The organism is Sulfurimonas gotlandica GD1 (genome assembly GCF_000242915.1).
GTDB classification, from domain to species: Bacteria; Campylobacterota; Campylobacteria; order Campylobacterales; family Sulfurimonadaceae; genus Sulfurimonas; species Sulfurimonas gotlandica.
In genome coordinates, this window is record NZ_AFRZ01000001.1 from 2,476,521 (window position 1) to 2,500,689 (window position 24,169).

The 24,169-nt window shown below is 34.4% G+C and carries 20 protein-coding genes; 11 read left to right on the forward strand and 9 right to left on the reverse strand.

The genetic code is table 11. The features are described from left to right. The first annotated feature begins 1 nt into the window (after position 1). From SMGD1_RS12225 to SMGD1_RS12265, 9 genes are all read left to right on the forward strand, one after another. Positions 2 to 1,000, forward strand: coding sequence for a PQQ-binding-like beta-propeller repeat protein (locus SMGD1_RS12225; protein ID WP_008339623.1), 999 nt, complete (start codon positions 2 to 4; stop codon positions 998 to 1,000). Then, positions 972 to 1,805, forward strand: coding sequence for a tyrosine-type recombinase/integrase (locus tag SMGD1_RS12230; RefSeq protein WP_008339699.1), 834 nt, complete (start codon positions 972 to 974; stop codon positions 1,803 to 1,805). Before SMGD1_RS12225 ends, SMGD1_RS12230 begins: the two co-directional genes overlap by 29 nt. Positions 1,806 to 1,897: 92 nt before the next feature. Continuing rightward, a complete protein-coding gene (locus SMGD1_RS12235; protein ID WP_008339836.1) occupies positions 1,898 to 2,374 on the forward strand; it encodes an HD domain-containing protein in 477 nt (158 codons plus the stop codon). A gap of 208 nt (positions 2,375 to 2,582) precedes the next feature. Then, entirely contained in the window at positions 2,583 to 3,089 is a 507-nt protein-coding gene (locus SMGD1_RS12240; protein ID WP_008339639.1) for a hypothetical protein, read from the forward strand. Beyond that, positions 3,089 to 3,799 (forward strand): sulfite exporter TauE/SafE family protein, encoded by a 711-nt coding sequence (locus tag SMGD1_RS12245; protein WP_008339740.1) that lies wholly within the window; start codon positions 3,089 to 3,091, stop codon positions 3,797 to 3,799. The genes SMGD1_RS12240 and SMGD1_RS12245 overlap by 1 nt, the downstream gene beginning before the upstream one ends. A 78-nt stretch (positions 3,800 to 3,877) precedes the next feature. Continuing rightward, positions 3,878 to 5,422 carry a diguanylate cyclase domain-containing protein gene (locus SMGD1_RS12250; protein WP_008339791.1) on the forward strand — a complete coding sequence of 515 codons (1,545 nt, stop codon included), beginning with the start codon at positions 3,878 to 3,880 and terminating at the stop codon, positions 5,420 to 5,422. A gap of 21 nt (positions 5,423 to 5,443) precedes the next feature. Next, positions 5,444 to 6,280: an HDOD domain-containing protein gene (locus tag SMGD1_RS12255; RefSeq protein WP_008339790.1), complete on the forward strand. Its 837-nt coding sequence runs from the start codon at positions 5,444 to 5,446 to the stop codon at positions 6,278 to 6,280. Next, the gene (gene polA, locus SMGD1_RS12260; RefSeq protein ID WP_008339844.1) at positions 6,273 to 8,990 is read left to right on the forward strand and encodes a DNA polymerase I; all 2,718 of its coding nucleotides are present in this window, start codon (positions 6,273 to 6,275) and stop codon (positions 8,988 to 8,990) included. Before SMGD1_RS12255 ends, polA begins: the two co-directional genes overlap by 8 nt. A gap of 74 nt (positions 8,991 to 9,064) precedes the next feature. Beyond that, positions 9,065 to 11,017: a putative bifunctional diguanylate cyclase/phosphodiesterase gene (locus SMGD1_RS12265; protein ID WP_008339795.1), complete on the forward strand. Its 1,953-nt coding sequence runs from the start codon at positions 9,065 to 9,067 to the stop codon at positions 11,015 to 11,017. On the opposite strand, the gene SMGD1_RS12270 is transcribed toward SMGD1_RS12265, so the two are convergent. The 3 genes from SMGD1_RS12270 to fliK form a co-directional block, all read right to left on the reverse strand. Further along, a complete protein-coding gene (locus SMGD1_RS12270) occupies positions 11,007 to 13,166 on the reverse strand; it encodes a sensor domain-containing diguanylate cyclase (protein ID WP_008339668.1) in 2,160 nt (719 codons plus the stop codon). The two genes, SMGD1_RS12265 and SMGD1_RS12270, sit on opposite strands and share 11 nt — an antisense overlap. Positions 13,167 to 13,237: 71 nt before the next feature. Beyond that, positions 13,238 to 13,489: an EscU/YscU/HrcU family type III secretion system export apparatus switch protein gene (locus tag SMGD1_RS12275; protein ID WP_008339735.1), complete on the reverse strand. Its 252-nt coding sequence runs from the start codon at positions 13,487 to 13,489 to the stop codon at positions 13,238 to 13,240. Continuing rightward, positions 13,486 to 15,453, reverse strand: coding sequence for a flagellar hook-length control protein FliK (gene fliK, locus SMGD1_RS12280; protein WP_008339631.1), 1,968 nt, complete (start codon positions 15,451 to 15,453; stop codon positions 13,486 to 13,488). Before fliK ends, SMGD1_RS12275 begins: the two co-directional genes overlap by 4 nt. Before the next feature lie 86 nt (positions 15,454 to 15,539). Between fliK and SMGD1_RS12285 the strand changes: the two genes are divergently transcribed. Both SMGD1_RS12285 and SMGD1_RS12290 read left to right on the forward strand, forming a co-directional pair. After that, entirely contained in the window at positions 15,540 to 16,751 is a 1,212-nt protein-coding gene (locus SMGD1_RS12285; RefSeq protein ID WP_008339689.1) for a PAS domain-containing sensor histidine kinase, read from the forward strand. Continuing rightward, positions 16,741 to 17,415, forward strand: a complete 675-nt coding sequence (locus tag SMGD1_RS12290) for a response regulator transcription factor (RefSeq protein WP_241761487.1) — start codon at positions 16,741 to 16,743, stop codon at positions 17,413 to 17,415. The genes SMGD1_RS12285 and SMGD1_RS12290 overlap by 11 nt, the downstream gene beginning before the upstream one ends. A gap of 2 nt (positions 17,416 to 17,417) precedes the next feature. On the opposite strand, the gene hrpB is transcribed toward SMGD1_RS12290, so the two are convergent. From hrpB to nrdD, 6 genes are all read right to left on the reverse strand, one after another. Beyond that, positions 17,418 to 19,979: an ATP-dependent helicase HrpB gene (hrpB, locus tag SMGD1_RS12295; protein ID WP_008339764.1), complete on the reverse strand. Its 2,562-nt coding sequence runs from the start codon at positions 19,977 to 19,979 to the stop codon at positions 17,418 to 17,420. Between the two features lie 19 nt (positions 19,980 to 19,998). After that, positions 19,999 to 21,381 (reverse strand): sensor domain-containing diguanylate cyclase, encoded by a 1,383-nt coding sequence (locus SMGD1_RS12300; protein WP_008339755.1) that lies wholly within the window; start codon positions 21,379 to 21,381, stop codon positions 19,999 to 20,001. Positions 21,382 to 21,435: 54 nt separating this feature from the next. Further along, entirely contained in the window at positions 21,436 to 21,567 is a 132-nt protein-coding gene (locus SMGD1_RS15065) for a hypothetical protein (RefSeq protein ID WP_008339712.1), read from the reverse strand. After that, positions 21,567 to 23,273, reverse strand: coding sequence for a nitrite/sulfite reductase (locus SMGD1_RS12305; protein WP_008341462.1), 1,707 nt, complete (start codon positions 23,271 to 23,273; stop codon positions 21,567 to 21,569). The genes SMGD1_RS15065 and SMGD1_RS12305 overlap by 1 nt, the downstream gene beginning before the upstream one ends. Positions 23,274 to 23,341: 68 nt before the next feature. Next, the gene (locus SMGD1_RS12310; protein WP_008339744.1) at positions 23,342 to 24,046 is read right to left on the reverse strand and encodes an anaerobic ribonucleoside-triphosphate reductase activating protein; all 705 of its coding nucleotides are present in this window, start codon (positions 24,044 to 24,046) and stop codon (positions 23,342 to 23,344) included. Further along, positions 24,009 to 24,161: an anaerobic ribonucleoside-triphosphate reductase gene (gene nrdD, locus SMGD1_RS15070; protein ID WP_008339701.1), complete on the reverse strand. Its 153-nt coding sequence runs from the start codon at positions 24,159 to 24,161 to the stop codon at positions 24,009 to 24,011. The genes SMGD1_RS12310 and nrdD overlap by 38 nt, the downstream gene beginning before the upstream one ends. Positions 24,162 to 24,169: the final 8 nt, after the last annotated feature.

A 24,169-nucleotide genomic window follows, 5' to 3' on the forward strand; every position in this document is an offset into this window, starting at 1 on the left:
TTTGAAGAAGTTTGTTCCGCTATTTGCTATCGTATTAATTCTTGTTTTTACAGGATGTAGTTCTAAAGAAGTTTTCAAACCAAAACTTGTAAAAGATGATTGGGCATATCATGGAACAAATGAAGAAAAAATCGTTGATGTATCTTCAGATGTAGCTATGTTTGAGAGTAGAAAAGTGCTCTTAAAAGATAAAGCTATAGAAACTACAATTGAGGAATCATATAGACTCATTGGTAGTAGTGATGGTTGGGTTATAAGTTCTACTATTGACGGGCAGTTAATTATCGACTTCATTGAAGATAAGTCTATGAAAAAGAAATTTAATCTTAAAAAGACTATTGCAGGTGCAAGTGTAAAAGATGATATTTTAGCTGTATTATTTGCAGATAACGAGATGGCACTTTATTCTATATCTGGTGAGAGTCTTTTAGTTAAAGTTCAAGGCAGTGCTCCTGTAGTTGTTGATTCTAGAATAGTAAATCCGTATTTTATGAATGATTTAGTTCTCTTTTTAACTCTTGATGGAAAAGTTGTTATTCTCAACTCAAAGCTAAAAAAGAAATTAAGAACTACTATAGTCTCTTCAGAAGATAATTTTAATAACATTATTTACTTCAATGTTATTGACAATAAACTAATTGCTGCAACGGGAACTAAACTTCTGTCTATGGCTGAAAAAGAGGTTAGAGTTAGTTATGAAATTCGAAATATAGCTTATTCTGGCAAAGATATCTTTATTACAACAAAGCAGGGTGAAGTTATCTCTTTAACTCCTGATCTTCAAGTTAATGCAAAGGTAAAGTTTCCATTTGCTCACTTCTTAGGACTAATAGTTCATAATGATAAAATATATGCTTTAGAACAAGAGGGTTATTTAATAGAAATTTCCAAAAACCTCCTCGAGTATAGTATATATGAAGTAGACATAGAAGATGGTTTCATTTTTGTAGCTGACAAGAAGTTCTACATAGATGATGAGTATATCTCACTTGAGCAATGAGCTAGAAGCTTTTATAGAATATATAAGTGTAACAAGAGCACTTAGTAAAAAAAGTGTCGAAGCTTACAAAGGTGACTTATCTTCTATAGAAGATGAGTTGCAAATTCCTCTTATCAATCTCGAATCAAACAGCGTTCTTTCTTTTTTATCTAAGTATAAAAACAAAAGAACACTAAACAGAAAACTCTCTGCTATCAACGCTTTTTTTGATTTTTGCTATAAGAGTCATTTCAGCGCGGAAAAAACAAAATATAAATTTGCCAAAATCCCAAAACTACTTCCGAAATTTTTATCATATAAAGAGATACAGAATTCTCTTTTACTTATAGATAGAAACTCATGGCTAGGTCTTCGTGATTATGCTTTGATAATATTTTTGTTTGCGTCTGGAGCACGTATAAGTGAGTGTCTTGCTCTTAGACGAGAAGACATAGAAGATGGATGGCTTCATATAAGACATGCTAAGGGAGAAAAAGAACGTATAGTTCCAGTGGCAAAAGTAGCACTGGATGCTATTAGTACATATCTAAATGAAAAACCAAAAGAGAATGAATATGTTTGGTGTAACTATAAAGGTGACGCGCTAAGCCGCATATCTGCTTACAAAATTACGCAGAAGTATCTCAATGTATCTCCGCATGTACTTCGCCACTCTTATGCAACATCACTCATCAGTGGTGGAGCAGACTTACGCGTTGTTCAGGAACTACTTGGACATGCTTCACTTTTGACAACGCAAATATATACACATATACAAAAGCAGGATTTAAAAGAGACGGTTGAAGTTTGTCACCCATTGGCATAAACTATTATAATTTTTTACTAATTTAAAAAAAAAGCATATTCTATATTCTATTTGAATATAATTGAGATGCTTTATGTGAAGGACCTTTATAATTGAACAATACTATTAAAAATTCTATTCTGTCAGTGCCATTTCTAAAGTCACTTTTTTTCATTCAAAATGAGTGGCATCAGCACGGTGTTTTTCTTCATACACTTCGAGTTACATACTACACAATCAAAGCTAAAGATTTTACACTTATTCCTGCCGCTCTTCTGCATGATATAGGTAAGCCGTTTTCTGCTTTTAAAAAAGACGAAAATGATATAAAATATGGAGAGTATAGTTTTACTGACCATGAAGAAGTAAGTTATCAAATCATAAAAAACTGGCCCTTTATGAGTGAGTACACAAAAAATATAGTCAGATATCACTACCTAATACGCGATATAAAAAAGAGTAAAAAAGAAAACTATAAAAGATATGAAGTCAAAAAAGCTATCTGGGAATCTCTAAGTGATGAGATGCATGAAGAGTTGGAAAGGTTTTTGCTTTATGATGATTTAGGTAAGGGAAAAAAGAGAAGATAGAAGCTTCTTAGCATCTAACACTATCGTAACAATTTTTTTGTAAAATAAAGTAATAAATATTATGAACTTTGATTTCTCATATAAATATATGTATTTTATCTATTTGTGTAATAAGACAATATAGTTTTTTTTCTATATTATCCTTTGTTTTTCAATTTATTAAAGTTTTTTCTATGATTAATCAAATATTATGTGGAGTTTTATATATATGATAAAAAAGTTTATACCTTTTTTGGTTATACTTGGTTTAGTTGCCCTTATTGTAACTATTTTCCTTTCAGTGGCATCTCAAAAACAGATGATAGTTATCAAAGAGGGTAACGCCTATAAAGAGCCATTTGAGATGATTGTTAACAAATATCAAGATAGTGACTGTGGAATGGTTATTGATAATATGAACTATATTTCACAAGTAATCTCACCAACTGGAAAGACTTGGTTTTTTCACGATCATGGTGGTTTTGTTAAATGGCTTGAAGATAAAGAGTTTAGAGATGAAGCTGTTATCTGGGTTATGAGTAGAGATACAAAAAAATGGATTGATGGCAGAAGTGCATACTATTCACTAAGAGATAAAACACCTATGGGTTATGGATTTGGTGCCTATGAGAAAAAAGCTTCTGCGCATGTAGATTTTGATACAATGCGACTACGAATGTTAAGAGGAGAAACTCTTAATAATCCACATATAAGAAAACAACTTTTAGGACAGTAGTGGAAACAGTAAATATATTAACAATTATAAGCATTGCTTTTTTAGGTTCTTTTGGTCACTGTATAGGTATGTGTGGTGGAATAGTTCTAGCATACTCTACTATAAAAATAGAACCACAAAGTTCTAAAGTCTCACAGAGTGTTGCGCATCTTCTTTACTCATCAGGCAGAGTTCTTACTTATTCCATACTTGGTGCTATGTTTGGTGCTTTAGGTGGAGTTGTCACATTTTCAAATAATGCAAATGGAGCTCTTCTTATCTTTGCTGGTATTGCGATGGCTTTAGCGGGCCTTTCACTTATGGGTAAGATAAAGTTTCTTACTCTCATAGAACATTCATTTTCTTCCTCATCACTATATAAAAATGCTTTTAAAAAAGTTTTAAACTCAAAATCAAATCTTAGTTTTTTTGTTCTTGGCATGTTAAATGGTCTACTCCCTTGTGGTTTTGTATATTTCTTCGCAATAACTGCTGCTAGTACTGCTGATCCCCTTTATGGAGCTTTAGTCATGGCTATATTTGGAGTTAGTACTATTCCGGCAATGTTTGGACTTGGATTTTTAGCATCTCTTACATCTGCAACAAGTTTTAGAAACATGATGATGAGTCTTGCATCTATAGCAGTTGTTCTTTATGGAGCATACACAATTTACAATGGATACGACTATATAGCAAATCCTAAAAAATCACTTACAGAGTGTCACAACTAATATTTACAAATATTTTACATTTAGATATTAAGTTTTTTTATATCTAAATAAGTGTAGTATTAAGTACAGGAGTGCTCTATGGATGGTAATTTTAATAAAAAATTCTTAAAAATACTAGTTACTATAATTACTCCTATTCTCGTAATTATGTTAGTTTTTAGTCTTTATCTTTATGATAGACTTAAGGATGAGAAGAAGGCATTTCTTTTTGAGAAATCTGCTGTTATATCTAGTATGATTTCTAATGTTGCTAGCTTTGACAGAGAGTATTCAAAAGAAAAAGAATTTGCGTATCTCCCCTCAACTGCAACAATTTCTCAAGTCCAAAATACATTTCAATCTCTTGATGAAAAAGAACTTCAACTAGAATATTTGTTAGGAATGATATATGATGATCATATAGATTTTATAGCTTATTCTGGTCTAAAACCACCTCCAGTAAAATTGAAAGACTCTTATTTAGTCATTCCAATGCGAAAAGCACTATCAGGGAAGAGTGGAGTAAGTGTAGAACTGAATTATAAAAATGAAAAGGTTTTTGCTTCCTACCACCCAATAGCAAATACTAAATGGGGACTTGTTGTTGAACAGCCTTATAGTCGCCACATAAAACCTCTTTATCAAACCGCTATGATGAGTTCATTCGCAGTAATTTTACTTATAATAATTTTATATTTCATTTTAAAAAGATACGATGCAAAACATCAGAAACATATTCAATATAGCGAGCATAGGTTTCAACAACTGGTAGAGAGTAGTGATGACTTCATTTGGGAAGTAAATGCACATGGAGTATATAAATATGCCAGTAAACAAGTTGAGAATATTTTGGGATATACAAGCCAGGAAGTAGTTGGAAAAACACCTTTTGATTTTATGACTACTGAAGAAGCAAAAAAAGTTGCTGTAAAGTTTATGAAACTTATAGAACAAGAAGAAAGAATAGTTAACTTGGAAAATATAAATATACATAAAGACGGGCATGAAGTATATCTTCTAACCAGCGGTACACCTTTTTTTGATGAGAGAGGAAAAATATTGGGATATAGAGGGATAGATAGAGATATTACCCCCTTAAAACAAAAGCAAAAAGAGATTGAACATTTAGCCTTTTATGACACTCTGACAGGTCTCGCAAACCGTCAAAATATAAACGATAGAATTTCTCAGGAGATAAATTATACAAGAAGAAATAACTTTGAATCAGCACTGCTTTTTCTTGATTTAGATGATTTTAAAGTAATAAATGACACACATGGTCATGACCATGGCGATGAAGTTTTAAAGACTGTATCTCATAGAATACTAAAATCTATACGAAGTTTTGATATTGCAGGAAGAATAGGTGGAGATGAGTTTGTTATATTAGTTAGAGGTGTGCAGGAAAACAATGAAAACAGTTTAGATCATTTAGAAAGTCTACTTAAAAGAGTTCTACAAGAGATAAATGAGCCCATCGTTGTTAACAGTTTTTCTCACCATGTTGGGGTAAGTATTGGTGTTGCAATTCTCCCAAGGGATGGTGATAATTTAGAAGAGATTCTTAAGTGTGCAGACAATGCCATGTATGAGGCAAAACATCTTGGAAAGAATCGTGTGGTATTTCATAAAAAAGTGATATAATAACTTTAAAAAAGGCTTGGTATGAAAAGCTCGATTGTCGATAGTATAAAGTCGCTTCCTCCACTCTCAAAAACAATTGTAGATATTAATAAAATTTATGCAAATGAAGATGCCTCTATACATGATTTGGCTAAGGTAATTGAACATGATCCTATGATTGTAGCAAACCTTTTAAAAGTGGCAAATTCACCTTTGTATAGCTTTGGTAGAGAGATTAGAAATGTCGCACAGGCAGTTAGTCTTTTTGGTATGGGTATGACTCGTACTATCGCTCTTGGGAACTCTGTTAGAAAACTGCTAAATGTTGATATGCAACCATACGGCATCACTTCTGAGAAGTTTGCAGATGTATCAAGTATGCAAGCTGCATTTATTCATAAATGGTATAAAAATATAAACAAAGAAAAAGCAGATAAACTTTATCTAAGTGCATTTTTGCAAGAGACAGGGAAAATACTTATAGCAAGTGCAATTATTCAAGATGATGAAACTATCAGCTTTAAATCAGAGATTGAGAATTCAAACAACTTGGCAATGGTTGAGAAGGCTTATATAGGAGTTACAACTTCTGAAATTACTGCAGAAGTATTTGAGCACTGGGGATTTGATAGAGAGTTTATTGAGATGATTAGATTTGCAGATAACCCAAAAGAAGCACCAGAAGAGTTAAGAGAATATTCAACGGCACTAAATATTGTAAAAACTATTCTTCCAGTAAATCAGCCACTATCTGAGAGATCTATAAACTTTGGTCTTAAGCTGGCTGAAGATGCCGGATATCAAAGAAGTGTTTTAGAAAAGGTAATAGAAGAAATGACAGAGAGCCATATAGAAACAGCAGAGGGTATGAATGATTAAAACAGTTACCGTAATAGATACTTTTGGTTTTTTCTTTCGTAGTTTTTATGCACTCCCACAACATTTAAAAAACAAAGACGGTTTTCCAACCGGGCTTTTAACTGGTTTTACAAACTTTATATCAACTCTACAAAAACAGCATGACAGTGACTATCTGATTTTTGCAATCGATACTAAAGGTAATACATTCAGAAATGAAGTAGACCCAAACTATAAAGCAAATCGTACTGCTCCTCCAGAAGAACTTACTATGCAACTCCCTATTGCTATCGAGTGGATAGATAAGATGGGTTATAAAACTTTAGGTCAAGTTGGTTTTGAAGCAGATGATCTTATTGCAACGGTTGTAAAACATGCAAAAGAAAAGGGTTACAATGTTCGAGTTGTATCTCACGATAAAGACCTGTATCAGCTTATAGATGATGGCAGAGTTGTAGTAGTAGATGCTATAAAGCGCAAGAGCATGGATGAAGATGCATGTTTTCTTAAGTATGGGGTAACTCCAAAGCAGTTTATAGATTATCAGTCTATTCTTGGAGATAGTGCAGATAATGTTCCAGGTGTTAAAGGTATTGGAAAAGTTGGTGCTGAGAAACTTTTAGTTCAGTATGGCGACCTAGATAATATATATGCAAATATAGATGAAATTAAGCCTCCTGGCATTCAAAAGAAGTTAAGAGACTCACAAGATGAGGCTTACATGTCAAAAGTGCTTGTGACGCTTAGAGATGATATTTTAGAAGAATTTGACTTTGAAGAGTACAAGATGGATGTTGAACATCCATTTTTAAATATCTATGATGAACTTGTGCAGTATGAGCAAAATGCAATACTTAGAGTCCTTCATGCTAAGAATATGGTTAGTGACGAAGCTAAAGAAGAAGCTGTTTTGAGAGTTGAAGAGGTAAAAGAAACTAAAAATCTTGATTTTAAAGCTACACTTATTACAGATAATGAAGAGTTGCAAAAAGTTTTACAAGCTTTAAAACCAGAAACTATTGTTGCTTTTGATACTGAGACAACAGGTCTTGATTATGAAAAAGACAAGTTAGTAGGTTTTAGTTTTAGCTTTAATGATGATGAGGCTTTTTATGTGCCATTCGCACACTTTTATTTAGGTGTTCCTGATCAGATAAGTGAAAAAGATGCAGCTTTGGCTATGAAAAAAATATTCAACTCAAAAGTTGTAGGTCACAACATCAAGTTTGACCTACACTTTGTAAGTAGATTTTTAAATGATGATATGCTAAATATTTATTCAGACTCTATGATACTAGCATGGCTGATAAATCCAGAAAGTGCTTTAGGTCTTGATAAATTATCAGACAAACTGTTAGATCACACGATGCTCGGTTTTAAAGACACAGTGAAAAAAGGTGAGACTTTTGCATCTGTTGAACTAGAAGACGCTTCTAAATACGCAGCTGAAGATGCATACATAACTCTAAAACTTTTTAATCTTTTTAACGAAAAGCTAAAACTTCAAGATGCAACACACCTCATAGATGAGTCACAAAATGTAGAAGTACCTTTTATAACTACACTTTTGGGTATGGAAAAAGATGGCATTAGAGTAGATGCTGAGTTCTTAGAAGTGTTTTTAGTTGAAGTTAAAGAGACACTTTTAAACTTGACTAAAACTATTTATGAACAAGCCGGTACTGAGTTTAACATTAACTCAACAAAACAGCTTGGTGTTATTTTATTTGAGCATCTTGGGCTTCCTGTTGGTAAAAAAACAAAGACAGGTTACTCAACTGATGAGAATGTTCTGAGTTCATTAAAAGATAAGCATGAGATAATATCATCACTCTTAGAGTACCGCGAGATCTATAAGCTTTACTCAACTTATATTGAACCTCTTTTAAAACTAAGTCTTGAAGATAAAGAAGGACGTATCCATACTTCCTTTGTTCAAACTGGAACAGCGACAGGAAGACTTAGTTCAAAAAATCCAAACCTTCAAAATATACCGGCAAGAACTTCACAAGGCTTGAAAATAAGAGAAGCGTTTGTAGCACCTGAGGGTAAAAAGCTTATAGGTATAGATTACTCTCAAATCGAGCTTAGACTTCTTGCTCACTTTTCTCAAGATGCTGTTTTAGTAGATGCATTCAGAGCGAACAAAGATATTCACTTACAGACTGCTATAGCTCTTTTTGGTGAGGAAGAAGCTCCTAGCAAAAGAGCGGTTGCAAAGACTGTAAACTTTGGGCTTCTTTATGGAATGGGACAGAAAAAACTCTCAGAGACTTTGGGCATCACAACTAAAGAGGCTAAGGAAATCATAGAGAAATATTTTGAATCATTTCCAACAGTAAAAACTTATTTTCGCTCTATTGTAGATAATTCAAAAGAGATGGGCTATGTTGAGACACTGTTAAAAAGACGTAGATATTTTGATTATGAAACAGCATCTCCGATGTTTAGAGCAGCATACGATAGAGAGTCTGTAAACAGTGTGTTTCAGGGTAGTGCATCTGACCTTATAAAACTATCCATGAATAAGATAGCAACAGTTATAAAAGAAGAAAAACTAAATGCAAAAATGCTTTTACAAATTCACGATGAACTTATTTTTGAAGTAGATGCAGATGAAGCCGAGATGCTTGGAAACAGGTTTAAAGAAATTATGGAAAATATATATGAGTTAAATATTCCTCTCGAAGCAAGTATGAACATAGGCGATAACTGGGGTAAACTAAAATAGTTAATATAAGTGCAGTTTTATATAATATATAATACCATAGGATAGAATGTTTAAATATATTATAAAGAATTTATATGAACTTATCCATGCAGAAATATGTTACAAAAGCAACTGTTGACCGTATATATGATAATTCCAAGAATGGCATAAGCGGTCATTTTATAGTGTTACTCTTATCTTCACTTCTTTTTTGGAATAATATACCACCTTTGATTATTGCTTTTGGTTTTATCTCTCATTTGCTTATTCTTTCCAGACGACTCTATCTTCGTAATGAGTACAACAAAGTAAGAGAGAGCCTTGTTGATTTGGTAGATATTAATAGCTGGCTTAGTAAATACAGAAGATGTATGTTTTTAAGCGGTCTAGCCTTTGGTTTGATGATATTTTTTTTTGACAACTTATCTATTGAGTACCATTTTTTAATTTTATGTATTTCTGTGGGGCTTAGTGCTGGAGGTCTTTATACATTAGGTGAATCATTTAGCATCTATGCATTTTATGTTATAACAATGCTTGGAAGTGCATTAGTGTGGATTGTGCAACAAGATGCAGATGTATATAGAATAGGTACAATATTAATCATAGTAGCTATTTATTATAATCTTTCTTCTGGGCGACGTTACGCAAATAATTTTAAACAAATAATTTTAGAACAGCATAGTGTATCAGAGTATATTAAAAAGCAAGAAGAGATGCAAAATGAACTTCTTGAACAAAAAGATATCTTAGAACATCAAGCGACACACGATGCACTTACCGGCTTACCAAATCGTATTTTATTTAATGACAGACTTGAGCAAAGCATACAAAAAGCAAAAAGAAACGATACGCAGATAGCACTGTTTTTTATTGATTTAGACCATTTTAAAGAAATAAATGACTCTCTTGGCCACCATATAGGAGATGAAGTCCTTAAGGTTGTTGCAACTAGACTGAATCTGGTTATTCGTTTAGAAGACACCCTTGCTCGTCTTGGTGGTGATGAGTTTACTATTATTATGGAAGATATTAAAAATATACAGTATGTAATTTTTTTCTCACAAAAAATTCTAAAAGTCTTACTAGAGCCAATCTCTGTAAATAATCAAAATCTATACCTCTCTAGCAGTATAGGAATTAGTCTATTTCCTCAAGATAGCACAGATTTAAATAATCTTTTAAAGTACGCAGATACCGCTATGTATAAGGCAAAGTCTGAAGGACGAAATAATTTTCAGTTCTACTCCAAAGAGATGACAGAATTGGCTTTTGAGAGAGTTATTATGGTTGCTAGTCTAAAGCAGGCCATTATCAAAAAAGAGTTTGTTGTTCACTATCAACCACAGATAGATGCAAAAAATAAAAAGCTTGTAGGAATGGAAGCTTTGGTTAGATGGGAACATCCTACATTAGGTTTAGTATCACCTGCAAAATTTATACCTCTGGCAGAAGATACAGGGCTTATTGTAGATATTGATATACTTGTTATGGAGATAGCAATGATGCAGGTCTCAGAGTGGCGTAGAGATGGATTGAATCCAGGTATTTTATCTTTAAACCTAGCTATAAAACAGTTAAATCATGATACCTTTATTATAATTTTAAAGCACAATATGAGTAAGTATGATTTTAAAAGTGAATGGTTGGAGTTGGAAATTACTGAAAATGATGTTATGAGAAAACCAAAAGATGCAGCAGTTAAACTTAAAGAAATAAGTGAGCTAGGCATAAAAATTGCCATAGATGATTTTGGTACAGGATATTCATCTCTCTCATATTTAAAAAAATTACCAATAGATAAGCTAAAAATAGATCAATCTTTTATAAGAGATATCCCAGGTAGTGAAGATGACAATGCTATTGTAAAGGCAGTTATAGCAATTTCTAAAAGTCTGAACTTAGATGTTATTGCAGAAGGTGTAGAGACTAAAGAGCAAAGGGATTTCGTTTTAGAAAATGGTTGTAGCAAGATACAGGGATATTACTATTCTCGCCCGTTACCAGCAGAGGGGATTCAAGAAATACTTAAAGATTTTAGTCTATAAGCTTTGGTGAAGGCTCACTGAAATGGTAACCTTGTGAGTATTCAATCCCTAAATCTTCTATGATCTTTTGAACTTCAGCATTATGGACAAATTCGGCAATACATGGTATGTGCGCATTTTTTGCAAAAAATACTATGGCACGTGTAACCTCATAACTTTTTGAGTTTTTATGTATGTCTTTTATATATTTTGCATCTATTTTTAAAAAGTCAATATCCAAGTCTAAAACTCTCTCAAAGTTAGAATATTCTGAACCAAAATCATCTATAGCGATAGAATAACCTCTATTTTTTAGTTGAGTCAGTTGCTTTATATGGTTCTTTTTACCATTTGCACTGACACCCTCCAAGATTTCTAATATAACACGTTCACTTTCTATTCCATACTCTAGCTCTTTTTCATTTAGATACTCAAGAAGATAGTTTTTGCTCAAATCATCTTCTGTGATATTTATAGAAAAAGAGTAGTTGTTTGAAGCCATAAAATTAAAGCTTTTATCTATTATAGCTTTAGTTATCTCTGGAAGTAAACCTGATAGACGAGCTGGTTCTAAAAATTCATACGGAGATATTATTTCTCCATCTTTTTCTATTCTGGCAAGGACTTCATATTTTGTGATTTCATTAGTTATATTGTTTCTTATACCTTGATAAAATGGAATAACTCTTCCTTCACTAAGTGCATTGTGTAGAAGGTTGTTTGAAGCGATGAAAGACTCTCTTTGTGAGTGACCAATGCTGTCTGCATCTTGGTTGAAAATATATAGATTATTTTTTCCGCTCTCTTTAGCTTGTTTTAGAGCTAAGGCGCTGTTTCTTAGAAGATAATCACACCCATGAGCTGCACCATATGTAAATGATATATTAAGAGTGATGTTGTCAATCACAATTTCTTTGTTGTAGAAGTACTCTTGAATCTCAGCTGTTGTATGTGTAATATCTATATCTTCATAAAACAAAAGAGCAAATTCATCTGAGTTTATTCTACATGTACTATTTGCGTTGAAATTATTTTGAAGTATATTTGCAAGTTTTATAAGTAGTTTATCTCCTACTTCAAAACCATAGGCAGTATTAATGTAACTGAAATTATTTACGTTTAAAAGTAGAAGGTTTTTTTGCTCATCTGATTTTAGTAGTTGTTCGAGATGAGTCTTGTTACAAAGACCGGTCAATGAGTCCCTGAAAGCCATGTCTTCAACTTGTTTTTGTGACTTTTTAAGTTCTGTAAGATCACTGAATACGGCAAGATAGTTGTAGCCTTTATCATGCTCATCATATAGTGCACTAACACTCATCCACTGGACTATTTCAGAGCCATCAGCGCGTTTATTTATGATTTCACCAGCCCATTTAGAGTCATTATGGATGCTTTCCCACATATCACTATAAAATTTTTCATCATGTTTTTTAGAAGCAAAAATATTTGGATTGTGCCCAATGACTTCTGCTTCTGTATATCCGTAAATATCTTCAAATGCTTGGTTTACTTCTATTATTTTGTTTTCTTTATTTGTGATTATCATTCCCTCTGCTGCATTTTGAGCAGCAGTTGCAAAGAGTTTGATACGTTTTTCTATTTTTCTATTTTTCATTATCATGCTAACAATAGAAGCGGCAGTTTGGAGAAGTTTTTTGTGAAATGGAGCAGGTGATCTATGCTCAAATGAAGATAGTGCAAAAGACCCAATAGGATTATTGTCTTCATCACGAATGGGCATAGACCAACATGCACAAAGATTAAAATCAATTGCGAGTTTACGAATGTCTTGCCATCTGCCATCAGTAAAAGTGTCTTGTACATATTGAGGTTCATTATGAAAAACTGCATTTCCACATGATCCACCGCCAACTCCAGGTTTTAAGTTTGCAAGAGCATCATGACCTGCTTGAGGTACAGATGGAGCAGATAAAACACTCATAAGCCCAGTAGCTTTGTCTACAAGCATTATTGAGGCTACTGAGTTTGGAAGCAGTCGCTCAGCGAGTATGCATAGTTGTGAAAGTATATCTGTACAATAGCCTCTTGAAGCTATCATATTAAGTATATTTTGTTGAATGTCTAAAATCTCATTATACTCATCAGGAGTAATAGGTACTTCAATAAGTGAAACATCTTCTAAAGTTTTACAAGAAACTTCTTCTTTCATAATAACTACCTATAATTTAATAGTTAGATTCTATCTGAAGTATGTAAAATTAAAGTAAAATTATCAAAAAATTATGATTTATTTGTGGTTTTATAAATAAAACTAAAAACTTCCGCCACTGCTTTGTATAAAGCTGCAGGAACTTCTTTGTCTAGCTCTACTTTTGAGAGCAGTTCCATAAGATCTTCATCTTTTTTTATAGGAAGGTTATGAAGCTCAGCGATTTTAATAATATTTTCTGCACTTTTGCCTTGACCTTTTGCAACTACACGAGGTGCAGACTCTTTGTCTATGTTGTATCTAAGTGCGGCTGCCTTTCTCATGCTTTTATCTCAAATCCTACGTTGATATTTTCATGTGAGCTTTCATAAGGTGATGCGGGAACTTTTTTTGTTGCATCTAGGATACGTATTTCTCTAGGTGTGATCTGAGACTCTATTAAAGCTGAGCGAAGAGAAGGTATATTTTCTTTAATAATCTCTTTAAATTCAGCGTTATCTGAGAGTATCTGCATATTTAGTTGGTTTTCTTCATATAAAACCAGTCTTAGGCTCAACTCTCCATACTCTTTTAGTTTTAGTTCTATGTCACAGTAAAACTTCTCGTCTTCGCCTTTTTTGAGGTTTATATTTCCCTGTTCTAGGGCATCCCAAGAAAATGGAAGATATAGAGATGAAGAATTTGATAGATGCGACATAAGCTGGTAGTAGTCTATTTGTAGTGATAACTTATCAAGATTCTTTAGAATTTCAGCTTGATTTGGATGTGATGATTTTGCAATCTCACTGCTGGTTTTTAGCAGTAGAGCTTTTAGGTCGTTTGAGAGCATCTCTTTTATATTATTATCACTAGAGAGTTTTTGTGTACTGTTTAGCGAGTTTAGCTTATTTAAAATCAATCCTATATCTTTTGAAAAAAGAGAATCAGCTTTACCCATTACATCTTTTAGAGGTTGCATTGCACTTTGAAGTTCTTGAGGTGTTTTAGAATTTGTAAAGTGCTCAAGAGATGTGTTTGGTTTCATTTGCAGTATTTTTACTAAAGCATCCAGTAGACCCTTTGCTTCAGGAAGTGCACTCATTTGTAAATGAGGCAGGAGTTGCTGCATAGTTCCTTGGATAGATGAGAGTTTAAAGTTCTCAGGAGTTAAGAGTTTTGGCTGCATCTGGTGTTGGAGTTTTTCAATCAAGGTATTAAATGCTTTGCTAGTTGTAGAATCACCTTCTTTAATATTTGTTTTAAGGGTTTCAACAATATTTTCAAGACCTTTTACTACTTGTGCCATGGCTTTTTTATCATCTGGAACTGCCTGTGTCAAAGCTGAGTTAGAAACATTTTTAAGTATGTTGCTATTTAAAAGAGTATCGATATGCTTACTCAAAGATTTAACAGGATACACAGAACTCTTTTCAACTATAGCTTGGAGTGATTTTAGAGTCTCTTTAAGTTCTAGCTGCGGGTTTTGTGCATTTTTTAGCTTTGATTCTAAAAACACACCTGAGTCTGTAATTTTGCTCTTCAGCGCACCTTCGCTGCTTAGTTGTTTTATGTCTCCTAAAAACTCTTTTAGTACTTTTTCTATAGGAAGTGGAGCTTTAGTTTTATCAGCTATTGAGCTATTTAGTGCATCTTTTAGGCTTGAAAGATCAAGATCTTTAATGTTTGACTGCATATTTTTTATAAGGTTGTCAATTCCCTTGCTAAGTTGCGCTTGCGACTGTGGAGTTGGAGGTGTAGAAGGATTTTTAAGTGCTTCACTGTTTATAAGATTTTTTATCTCCAAACTCAAAGATTTAACAGGAAATGAAGAGCTTTTTTCAACTATGCTAAGCAGTGATTTAAGTGTCTCTTTTATCTCTCCTTGCGGAGTCTGTGTATTTTGCGTGGTTGAAGAAGCAGTTAATGCACTCTTGTTGCTAACATGCTTTTCACTGCTAGGCATATCACTAAGTTTTTTCATATCGGCAATAAATTTACTAAGGATTTTATCCATGGGCATAGACTCTTGAGTGGCCTTTAAAGAGTTAAGAAGCTCTTTAATAGTTGTAGAAACATTTCCAAGATCTTTTAAAGTTGGGTTATTTTTTAGTAGTTCTAAAAGTACCTTGTCAGATGCAGAACTTTTAGAGCTCTCATTTAGGAGGGAGTTTACAACTGATTTTAGGTCTTTACTTTTTGTAATAACCTCAAGTTCTTGTGGTGTTGCACTCTTAATTGCTTCATTTAAAGCCTTATTTGTGCTTGGTAAAATAATGTCAAGATGCTTATTGCCTGAGATATTAATCATGGATTAGTATAGCATCTCTGTGGTGAATATATGATTATTGGTTATTAATCAAGCAGAAAATTTAACTGCTATGATATAATCACAACATGTTAAAACAGTACAAAGAAGCCATTGAAAAAAGCAATATCATCTCAAGAACAGATGTAGAAGGCATTATCACATTTGTAAATGATGAATTTTGCAAGATTTCCGGTTACTCCAAAGATGAACTTATAGGTAAAAACCATAACATTGTACGACATCCAGATGTACCTGCATCAAGATTTAAAGCTCTATGGGACACCATATTAGAGAAAAAAATCTACAAAGATACTGTTAAAAACCTCGCAAAAGATGGCTCCACTTTTTATGTAAATACTACAGTAATTCCCATACTCGACGAAGATGACAAGATAGCTGAGTTTATTGCTATACGTTACGATGTTACTAATGAGGTCTTTTACAAAGAGCAACTTCAACAAAAAGAAAAAGAGTTAGAAGAGTTAAACCAGACTCTAGAGATGCGTGTACAAGACAAAACAAAAGAGTTGGAAGAGCTTAATATTACACTAGAGCAACGTGTAAAAGACGAAGTCTCTAAAAATGAAGAGAAGCAAAAGGTGATGTTTTTACAATCACGCCAAGCATCTCTTGGTCAGATGCTGGCAAATGTAGCACATCAGTGGAGACAACCGCTAACAGAGCTAAACCTTGCGATGTTTAATATGAAAAAAGCAGCACTTGATAATAAAACAGATGTACTAACAGAGCTTTACGGTGAAAGCAAGAACATCATTAAAAATATGTCTCAGACCATAGATGACTTTACTAACTTCTTCAATCCTCAAAAAGAGAAACATCCTTTTAACATAAGTGACAGCATAAATGAATCTTTAAGCCTTTTAGACAAAATGCTAGAATCTGAGATGATAAGTGTAAAGACCAATTTTGAAAACTTAACAGTTCTTGGCATCTCAAATGAACTGACACAAGTAATAATAAACATAATCAAAAATGCAAAAGATGCCTTTGTGACTAATAGCATCCTTATACGAGAAATAAGTATTACAACAAAAAAAGAAGATAACTTCGCTCTCATAGAAGTTGAAGATAACGCAGGCGGTATAAAAAAAGAAAATATTGACAATATCTTTGAACCATACTTTACGACGAAGCATCAGAGTAGTGGAACAGGACTTGGTCTTTTTATGTCAAAGATGATTTGCGAGCAGGGTATGGCTGGACACTTGGATGTAAGAAGTAAGAAGGGTGTAACAACCTTTAGTATAAAGATACCGTTGGTTAGCGATGAGAGATAAGTCCTTAAAAAGCCTACGGGTGCTTCTTGTTGAAGATGAAGAGAATATTGCCAGACTGCTAAAGGGTGCCATAGGCGATAGCTTTCACAGTTTTACCATTGCTAAAGACGGTAAAGAAGGCTTAGAAAAGTTCATGCAGATATCTCCTGATATTGTTATAACAGATATCAATATGCCTAAACTCACAGGACTAGAGATGGCAGGAGAGTTGAAAAAGCTAAATCCTAACGTGCCTGTAATTATCTTAAGTGCCTTTAGTGAGAGAGAAAAGCTTTTTAATGCCATAGACGTAGGAGTGGCAAAGTACTTTTTGAAACCTTATGATCCAGATGAGATACTTGAATACATCTCCTCCATTGCTGATGAGCTTGGCAGTAAGATAGTAGAGCTTTGTGACGGTTTTAGTTTTAATAAAACTACTCATGCACTTTACAAAGAGTCAAGGTTTGTAGCCTTATCTAAAAATGAGAAGAAGTTTATAACACTTCTTGTAGAAAATGAGAACACTATACTAGATGATGAAACTATCAAGGTAAGCATCTGGGATGAGAGTGTTAGTGATGAGAGACTTAGAACTTTTGTAAGACGTCTAAGAGGCAAGACCTCTAAAACACTAATCATCAACGTAAAAGGGCTTGGTTATAAGCTCAGATTTTTTTCATAATATTATTTGTGCATATTTTTTTTAGTCTTACTCGTAGCCTGAGCTGTTAATGGGTCATCCGGCCAGTAGTGTCTTTTGTATTTTCCTCGTAGTTCTTTTTTTACGTCATCGTAAGTGTTTGCCCAAAAGCTCTCTAAGTCTTGTGTTATTTGCATAGGTTTGGATGCTGGAGAGAGCAGGTGGATCATTAGCTTTACTTTCCCATTTAGTACTGCAGGTGTATTTTGAGTGCCAAACATCTCTTGAAGTCTAACCGCCAGTATGGGCTTATCTGCATCTGAATAGTCTATAAAGATATTAGAACCGCTTGCTACTTGTATCTTCGCAGGTGCTAAAGCGTCAAGGGATTGCATCTGCTCCCATGTTAGTAATCCTGAGAGTATAGAATAGAGGTTTAGAGATGAAAGAGACTTTAAAGAGTTTTTACCTTCAATGTAAGGGAGTAACCACTCATCCATAGTATCTAGTAGATGCTCATCGCAAAAGTCTGGAAACTCACAACTCATTTTAAGAGCCTTGTGAGCATTTACGAAGTTAATACGATGTCTGAGACCAAGCGAGTCTTTTGTCCATGCCAGAGAGTCTAATCCTGACTCTCGTATACCATCTAGCAAAACTTTGGATACTTCTTCATTGGAACTGCTTTGCATCTGAGTCTCATTTATAACTATACTTCCAAAATAGCTTCTCTTTCTAGCCTCGACTCTTTGAAGCTCAGAGTTCCAAGAAAGAGACTCTTTAGTCTCTATGTTTTCTTTTAAATAGAGTTCTATCTGAGACTTATCTATAGATGCCGCTTTATATATAAGTGCATTTTGCCACAGGGTACCCTCTCTGCCTACGCCATTCACCTTGTCACCTCTGGCATCCAAGTCACAGATGACTAAATATTCAGAATCAAAAAGTTCATCTTCTTGGTGTAGATATGCACCTTTTTTATTTGCCAGAAGATATGAGCAACTGTTCTTTTCTCTTCGTTTTGAGACTCTCTCAGGGTAGGCTAGAGCAAGAAGTACACCTATCATCTCTAAGTTGACATCACACTTTTGCCTCTTCTCAATCTTAGAAGCACTTTGAAGTAAGAACTTACAATTTTTTATATCTATGTGAGATGCATTTATGGGGATGCCACAGCTTACATCATGTAAAACAGAGACTCTTTCTCTTATATCTGAAGATCTGTACGATGAGGTGTAGATATCTTTTTCTTGTATAAGAACACACACAAGTGAAGCTTCATACGAGAGTTGCATCTCCTTAGCTTTTATCATCATGTGCGCTAGGCGTGGATGCACACCAAAAGAGCACATCTCTTTTCCGTGTTTTGTTATTTTAGCGTTTGCATCTATGGCTCCGAGTTCAAACAAAAGCTCTTTAGCATGAATCATAGCACCCTCAGGCGGTAAGTCCATCCACCGAAGTTCGCTTATCTCTTCATTTCCCCAAAGAGAAAGTTCTAGCAGCATCTGTGTTAGGTCAGTTGATAGTATCTCGGGTTTGTCATGTTTTAGAAGTATTTTTCCTTTGTGCCAAAGGTGGTAACACTTACCGGCACTCAAACGTCCAGCACGACCGGCTCTTTGAGTGGCAGAGTCTTGCGAGATAAAAGAGCTTTGAAGTTTGTTCATCCCTGAACTGGAGTTAAAAACAGAAGAGTTAGCAAGACCTGAGTCTATGACTATTTTAATGCCCTCTATAGTTAGACTTGTTTGTGCTATGTTAGTAGCTAGAACTATTTTTCTTTTGCCTTTTGGCGGGGCTTTTATGGCTCTGTCTTGCTCTTCTTTAGAGAGGTTTCCATAAAGAGATGAGACAAAAATATCTGTGTTGTTAGTCTTTTTTAGAGTCTCGTTTATGAGCATCTGAGTTTTTTTTATCTCAGCTATTCCAGGTAAAAAGACAAGCATGTTTCCATCTTCACTTTTTAAAACATCTGTTATAAGTTTAGAAGCAAAAGTTGGAAATTCTCTTTTTGTCGGCTCTTTTGTTTTAGCATCTAGGTAGATGCTCTCTACTGGGTAAGAACGACCCTCACTCTCGATGAGTGGAGCGTTTTCTAAAAGACCACAAATAGCATGAGTGTTTAAAGTGGCAGACATAACAAGTATTTTTAGGTCTTCTCGTATTAGCGATTGTGATTCCAGTGAAAGAGCCAAAGACAAATCCGCGTGGATACTTCTCTCATGAAACTCATCAAAGATAACTAAAGCAACATCTTCTAGACTAGGGTCAGCTTGCAGTTTTCTAGTTAGGATACCTTCTGTGACTATGAGTATCTTCGTCTTCTTGCTTTTTACTGACTCCATTTTTATCTGGTAGCCAATCCTCTCTCCTACCTTCTCACCCAAAAGCTCTGCCATACGAGATGCACAAGAGCGAACTGCCAAGCGACGAGGTTCTAGCATGATGATTATTTTATCTTTCAGCCAAGCTTCATCCAAAAGAGCCAAAGGAAGTGCCGTAGTTTTTCCAGCTCCAGGAGGTGCCTGAAGTACGAGTCGATTGGAAGTTAGAAGCTCTTTTTTTACTTGAGGCAGTACTTGGTTTATAGGTAGGTTTTGCATGAGGGGATTATACTAGAATTTATAGATATTGAACTTGGTTTCTTCCACTGTTTTTTGCTTTATAGAGTGCTTTGTCAACTCTACCGATAAGCTCGTTGATCTTTTCATCTTTATTATAGATTGTTACACCAAGACTTGCAGTTTTGCGTTTTACAACAGGAAAGTCATGCATCTCGATAGTCTCCCTTATCTTATGAGCTAGATTTGTAATGCCATCTTTGTCTGCATTTTCTATGATAATAAGGAACTCTTCTCCGCCCCATCTACCTACGATATCTGTCTCTCTTGATATATCTGTAAGTACTTTAGCAAACTCTAAGAGAACCTTGTCTCCGACTTGGTGACCATGTTTGTCATTTACTGATTTAAAGTAGTCTATGTCCATCATGATTACACCAAAAACACTTTCGTATCGTTTTGAGCGTTTGATTTGATACTCTAAAGAATTATCTAGTTTAGAACGGTTATATAGACCTGTTAAGTAGTCTTTTATTGCAAGCTCTTTTAGTCTTTCATTTGATTCTTTTATCGCTTTGCTATGATTTTCTTTTTCAATAGCAAGAGAGGCTAAATGAGCATAAGAGCTAATAAGTTTTAGTTCAAAGTCACTAGGTTTTTTTACTTTGTTATTGTAAATTGCAAAGCTTCCAAGTATCTCATCTCTTGAAGAGAATATAGGCTCAGACCAGCAGGCATGTAGATTTGCTTTTTGAGTTAACGCTAAATATGGTTGCCAGTTTTCATGTGTATCGATATCTTCAACTATAACTCGCTCTTGTTTATAGACTGCACTACCGCATGAACCTACCTTTTCACCGATTTCTATACCATTTATAGCTTTATTGTAAAAATCAGGTAGACTTGGAGCAGCTCCATTTAAAAGATTTTTTTTACTTTCATTTAGTAAGAGGATAGAACACATGGTGTTTTTATTTCTCTCTTCTGCCAAGTTTACTATATCGTTGAGGATTAAAGATAAATCGTCATGACTTGCAATATTCTCTAATAGTAGTTCATTGTCTTCATATATTAATTGATACTCTTTTTCTGAGGTGATATCTCTGAGAATACAAAAAAGTCCAAGCTTCTCCGAAAGATGATTATGTAAAACCTGCTTTGTTGTGTGAAAATATGTAATAGATCCATCTTTATTGATGAAGGTCTCTTCAAAAGATTTAGTCTTATTACTTGTCAATATTTCATTATCGATTTTTTGGATATTACTCGCATTCTCACATGAATGTATCTCAAAGCCTGTTTTGCCAATGATCTCTTCTCTATTTTTATTGACAAAACTAAGATATGTGCTGTTACAGTGAGTATACACACCATCCATGTTTTTAAAAAATGCTAAATCCGGTATCAACTCAATAAAAGTATCTAGATTGTTTAAAATATTCATAGCTAAATGATATCATATATTATTAAAGAGATTTATATTTGAGAAGAAATTTACTTAGAATTTGAGGACTTTTGTCTTTACTCCGACACCGTGATGCTTGCCGTCTGAATGTCCACCGACACGAGTGGTAGAGCATGCAGAGAAAAATAGTAGTAGTGTTAAAAAGATTAGAAAGTTGATTTTCATTAGCGAAAATTAACCCTATTTATCTTCGGTTTGTATGTAGGATCTTCTCCTGCTACTGTCCATAGCTTTTTAGCCATAGCACTTATAGAGTGAGAGAATTCTTCATCTATCGGCTCTAAAAAGTCTACATCAGCGAAGTTAGTTTTTAGCAGACTTTTTTCGTACTCAAATCCTGAACTCGTCGGTTCAAGTTTTAGAGCTTTTCCACTTTGAAGGTTTGCTAAAACCCATAGAGCCAAGAACTCTTCTGAAAACTTGTTAAGTATGGCATCTGAGAACTCTTCGAAGTTGCTGTATTCGCTGAGTTCGTATAACTTTATGATAAGTTCTAGTGTCTCATACAGATGCACAAGTGGAACCATAGAAAAGAGCATACGTCCTACACTCTGACCTGTTGTGTGTACAGCACCTATGAAGATTCTTGCACCTCCATCTGTGTCGCCAAAGTTGTTAGTCTTTAAACCAACCAGACCTATGTCTGTATGTCTGTGTCTTCCACAACCTTTGATACATCCGGAAAAACCGACTGTGATGCCATGCTCTGCTATCTTAGTAAGTGGCAGGTATTGAGTTTCGTTCTTGATACTCCAAAATGAATAAGGGCAGAGGCTTCCTGCACAAGTGATGATAGTCGAGCTCTCTTTTGGAGATGCAAACGGTGTAGATGCTTCTTTTAGACCAAGAAGGTAGATGTTCTGATCAACCCCGATTCTTATCTCCACACTGTTTTGGGATGCAAACTTTGAGATCTCTTTCATCTCATCTACGTTTAGGCGAGCAAAGTCTGTCTGGTAGCAGTAAGAGAAAGTTCCGTCTTTTAGCTCTTCATGAGCAGAGAATAATTTTTTCTCCAGTTGCAGCTCTCCGCCATGCTCAAAAGCTTTTCCATACTCTTTTTCTATGTGGGCCTTTAAAACATTCAGTCCAATATCTTCTATAAGATAAAAGAGACGAGTTTTAGAGCGAGAAAAGCGTGAACCGTGAAGGTAAAATGCTTCTACGAAAGCTTTGAAAAAGTCAAATACTTGCGTCTCTAGTAAAAAGATATCTGCATCTTGAGCAATATCTGTATTTTTACCGCCCATGTAAACATTAAAACCGTAAACATCATTCTTTTTAGCTAGCGCAAAGTAGAGATCATTTGCGAAAAATGATGTAACACTTGCGCTGTTTCCTGAGATGCCGATAGATACACGACGAGGAAGCATCCCAACATAGCGAGGATTTTTAACTATGTAATCTTGCATCTGCATGATGATAGGATAAGCTTCTATTTCGCTGTATTTTCCGCGACCATCAAAAGCATCTGAAACGATATTTCTGATGTTATCACCAAAACTCTGCCATGTTGTAAGACCATGAGAATTTAGTTTTTTCCAAATTGCCAAAACATCATCAACATCAATATCATGAAGTTGTAGACCGCCTCTAGCAGTTGTGATGACAGTTAAGTCAAACTCTTCAACTACGTCAGCTATATAAGAAAATTGTTCAGTTGTAATTCTTCCTGCGGGAACACGAAGACGCATAGTAAACTCATCTTCTAAAAAGTCAGTAGTAAAGATACCAAAATCTTGAAGGAAAAATCTATCTCCCTCTCCTAGGTTCTCGAAGTCAAGGTCTTCAAACTCTTCAAAGTAGTCAATTGGTCTAAGTCTGGCTTTGTATCTTTCACGTTTGTTTAGTTTTGGTTCTTCTGTTTGCATAAAAATCAACTCCGATATTTCTTATGCTTTATTCTATCTAATAATTATTATAAATTTATTGATATATGTTAACGCCAGACAATATTTAGTCTGTCTGAGAGAAGTGAAGCGTCAAAAGAGTTAGATGCAGCTTCTAGGTTACCTATGCTCTCTCCTGTATCTTGAAACTTTTGTATGTAGTAGTTTTTGTCATAACCTCTTTTAACTAGATCTTTTATGATGTCGTTTATGTCATCTTCGCTGAGTAGGTCGTTGTGAAGAGTTGTTCTTGCTTCAAAATCTTTGAAGTTATTTATGAGAAAGTCCAGTGTCTTTGAAAACTCATCATACTTGTTTGAGTGGGTGATTTGTGTAAACTTCTCTTTTGGTGCTTTGTAGTCAAGTGCTACAAAATCGAGCAATTCTAGCTCTACGAGCTCTTTTACTTTTGAAAAATATGTTCCATTAGTGTCTAGTTTTATCTTAAAGCCAAGTTTTTTTACGGCTTTACAAAACTCTACCAAGTCATGTGAACTTGCTTCTCCGCCAGAGAGGACTACAGCCTCTAAAAGGTTCACTCTTGAGTGTAAAAACTCTAAAACTTCATCAATGGTATAGCTTCCACTGTTGGAAAAAACAATTGCTTTGTTGTAACAGTAGTCGCATCTCATGTTGCATCCGCTAAACCACACTATACAAGCTAGATGGTCAGGATAGTCAACATGAGTGAATTTTGTTACATCATAGACTGATTTTTTAGCACTCAGTGAATTGCTTTCGTTGTTTATGCTCACCAGTTTTTCCTACATTGAAACTCTCTACTGGTCTGTGGTAACCCATAACTCTTGTGTATACAATACATTTTTGTCTTTTGTCTTTTAGTAATGCTAATGCTTCATTTTTACTCATAATAATAT

What these genes read in the sequence shown, in the direction of transcription:
- hrpB (WP_008339764.1), bottom strand. Translation starts at nt 19,979, where the DNA reads ATGCAAAACCTACCTATAAACCAAGTACTGCCTCAAGTAAAAAAAGAG.
- SMGD1_RS12230 (WP_008339699.1), top strand. Translation starts at nt 972, where the DNA reads ATGATGAGTATATCTCACTTGAGCAATGAGCTAGAAGCTTTTATAGAA.
- SMGD1_RS12240 (WP_008339639.1), top strand. Translation starts at nt 2,583, where the DNA reads ATGATAAAAAAGTTTATACCTTTTTTGGTTATACTTGGTTTAGTTGCC.
- nrdD (WP_008339701.1), bottom strand. Translation starts at nt 24,161, where the DNA reads ATGAGTAAAAATGAAGCATTAGCATTACTAAAAGACAAAAGACAAAAA.
- SMGD1_RS12305 (WP_008341462.1), bottom strand. Translation starts at nt 23,273, where the DNA reads ATGCAAACAGAAGAACCAAAACTAAACAAACGTGAAAGATACAAAGCC.
- SMGD1_RS12285 (WP_008339689.1), top strand. Translation starts at nt 15,540, where the DNA reads ATGTTAAAACAGTACAAAGAAGCCATTGAAAAAAGCAATATCATCTCA.
- SMGD1_RS12250 (WP_008339791.1), top strand. Translation starts at nt 3,878, where the DNA reads ATGGATGGTAATTTTAATAAAAAATTCTTAAAAATACTAGTTACTATA.
- SMGD1_RS12300 (WP_008339755.1), bottom strand. Translation starts at nt 21,381, where the DNA reads ATGAATATTTTAAACAATCTAGATACTTTTATTGAGTTGATACCGGAT.
- SMGD1_RS12265 (WP_008339795.1), top strand. Translation starts at nt 9,065, where the DNA reads ATGAACTTATCCATGCAGAAATATGTTACAAAAGCAACTGTTGACCGT.
- SMGD1_RS12290 (WP_241761487.1), top strand. Translation starts at nt 16,741, where the DNA reads ATGAGAGATAAGTCCTTAAAAAGCCTACGGGTGCTTCTTGTTGAAGAT.
- polA (WP_008339844.1), top strand. Translation starts at nt 6,273, where the DNA reads ATGATTAAAACAGTTACCGTAATAGATACTTTTGGTTTTTTCTTTCGT.
- SMGD1_RS12270 (WP_008339668.1), bottom strand. Translation starts at nt 13,166, where the DNA reads ATGAAAGAAGAAGTTTCTTGTAAAACTTTAGAAGATGTTTCACTTATT.
- SMGD1_RS12275 (WP_008339735.1), bottom strand. Translation starts at nt 13,489, where the DNA reads ATGAGAAAGGCAGCCGCACTTAGATACAACATAGACAAAGAGTCTGCA.
- fliK (WP_008339631.1), bottom strand. Translation starts at nt 15,453, where the DNA reads ATGATTAATATCTCAGGCAATAAGCATCTTGACATTATTTTACCAAGC.
- SMGD1_RS12255 (WP_008339790.1), top strand. Translation starts at nt 5,444, where the DNA reads ATGAAAAGCTCGATTGTCGATAGTATAAAGTCGCTTCCTCCACTCTCA.
- SMGD1_RS15065 (WP_008339712.1), bottom strand. Translation starts at nt 21,567, where the DNA reads ATGAAAATCAACTTTCTAATCTTTTTAACACTACTACTATTTTTCTCT.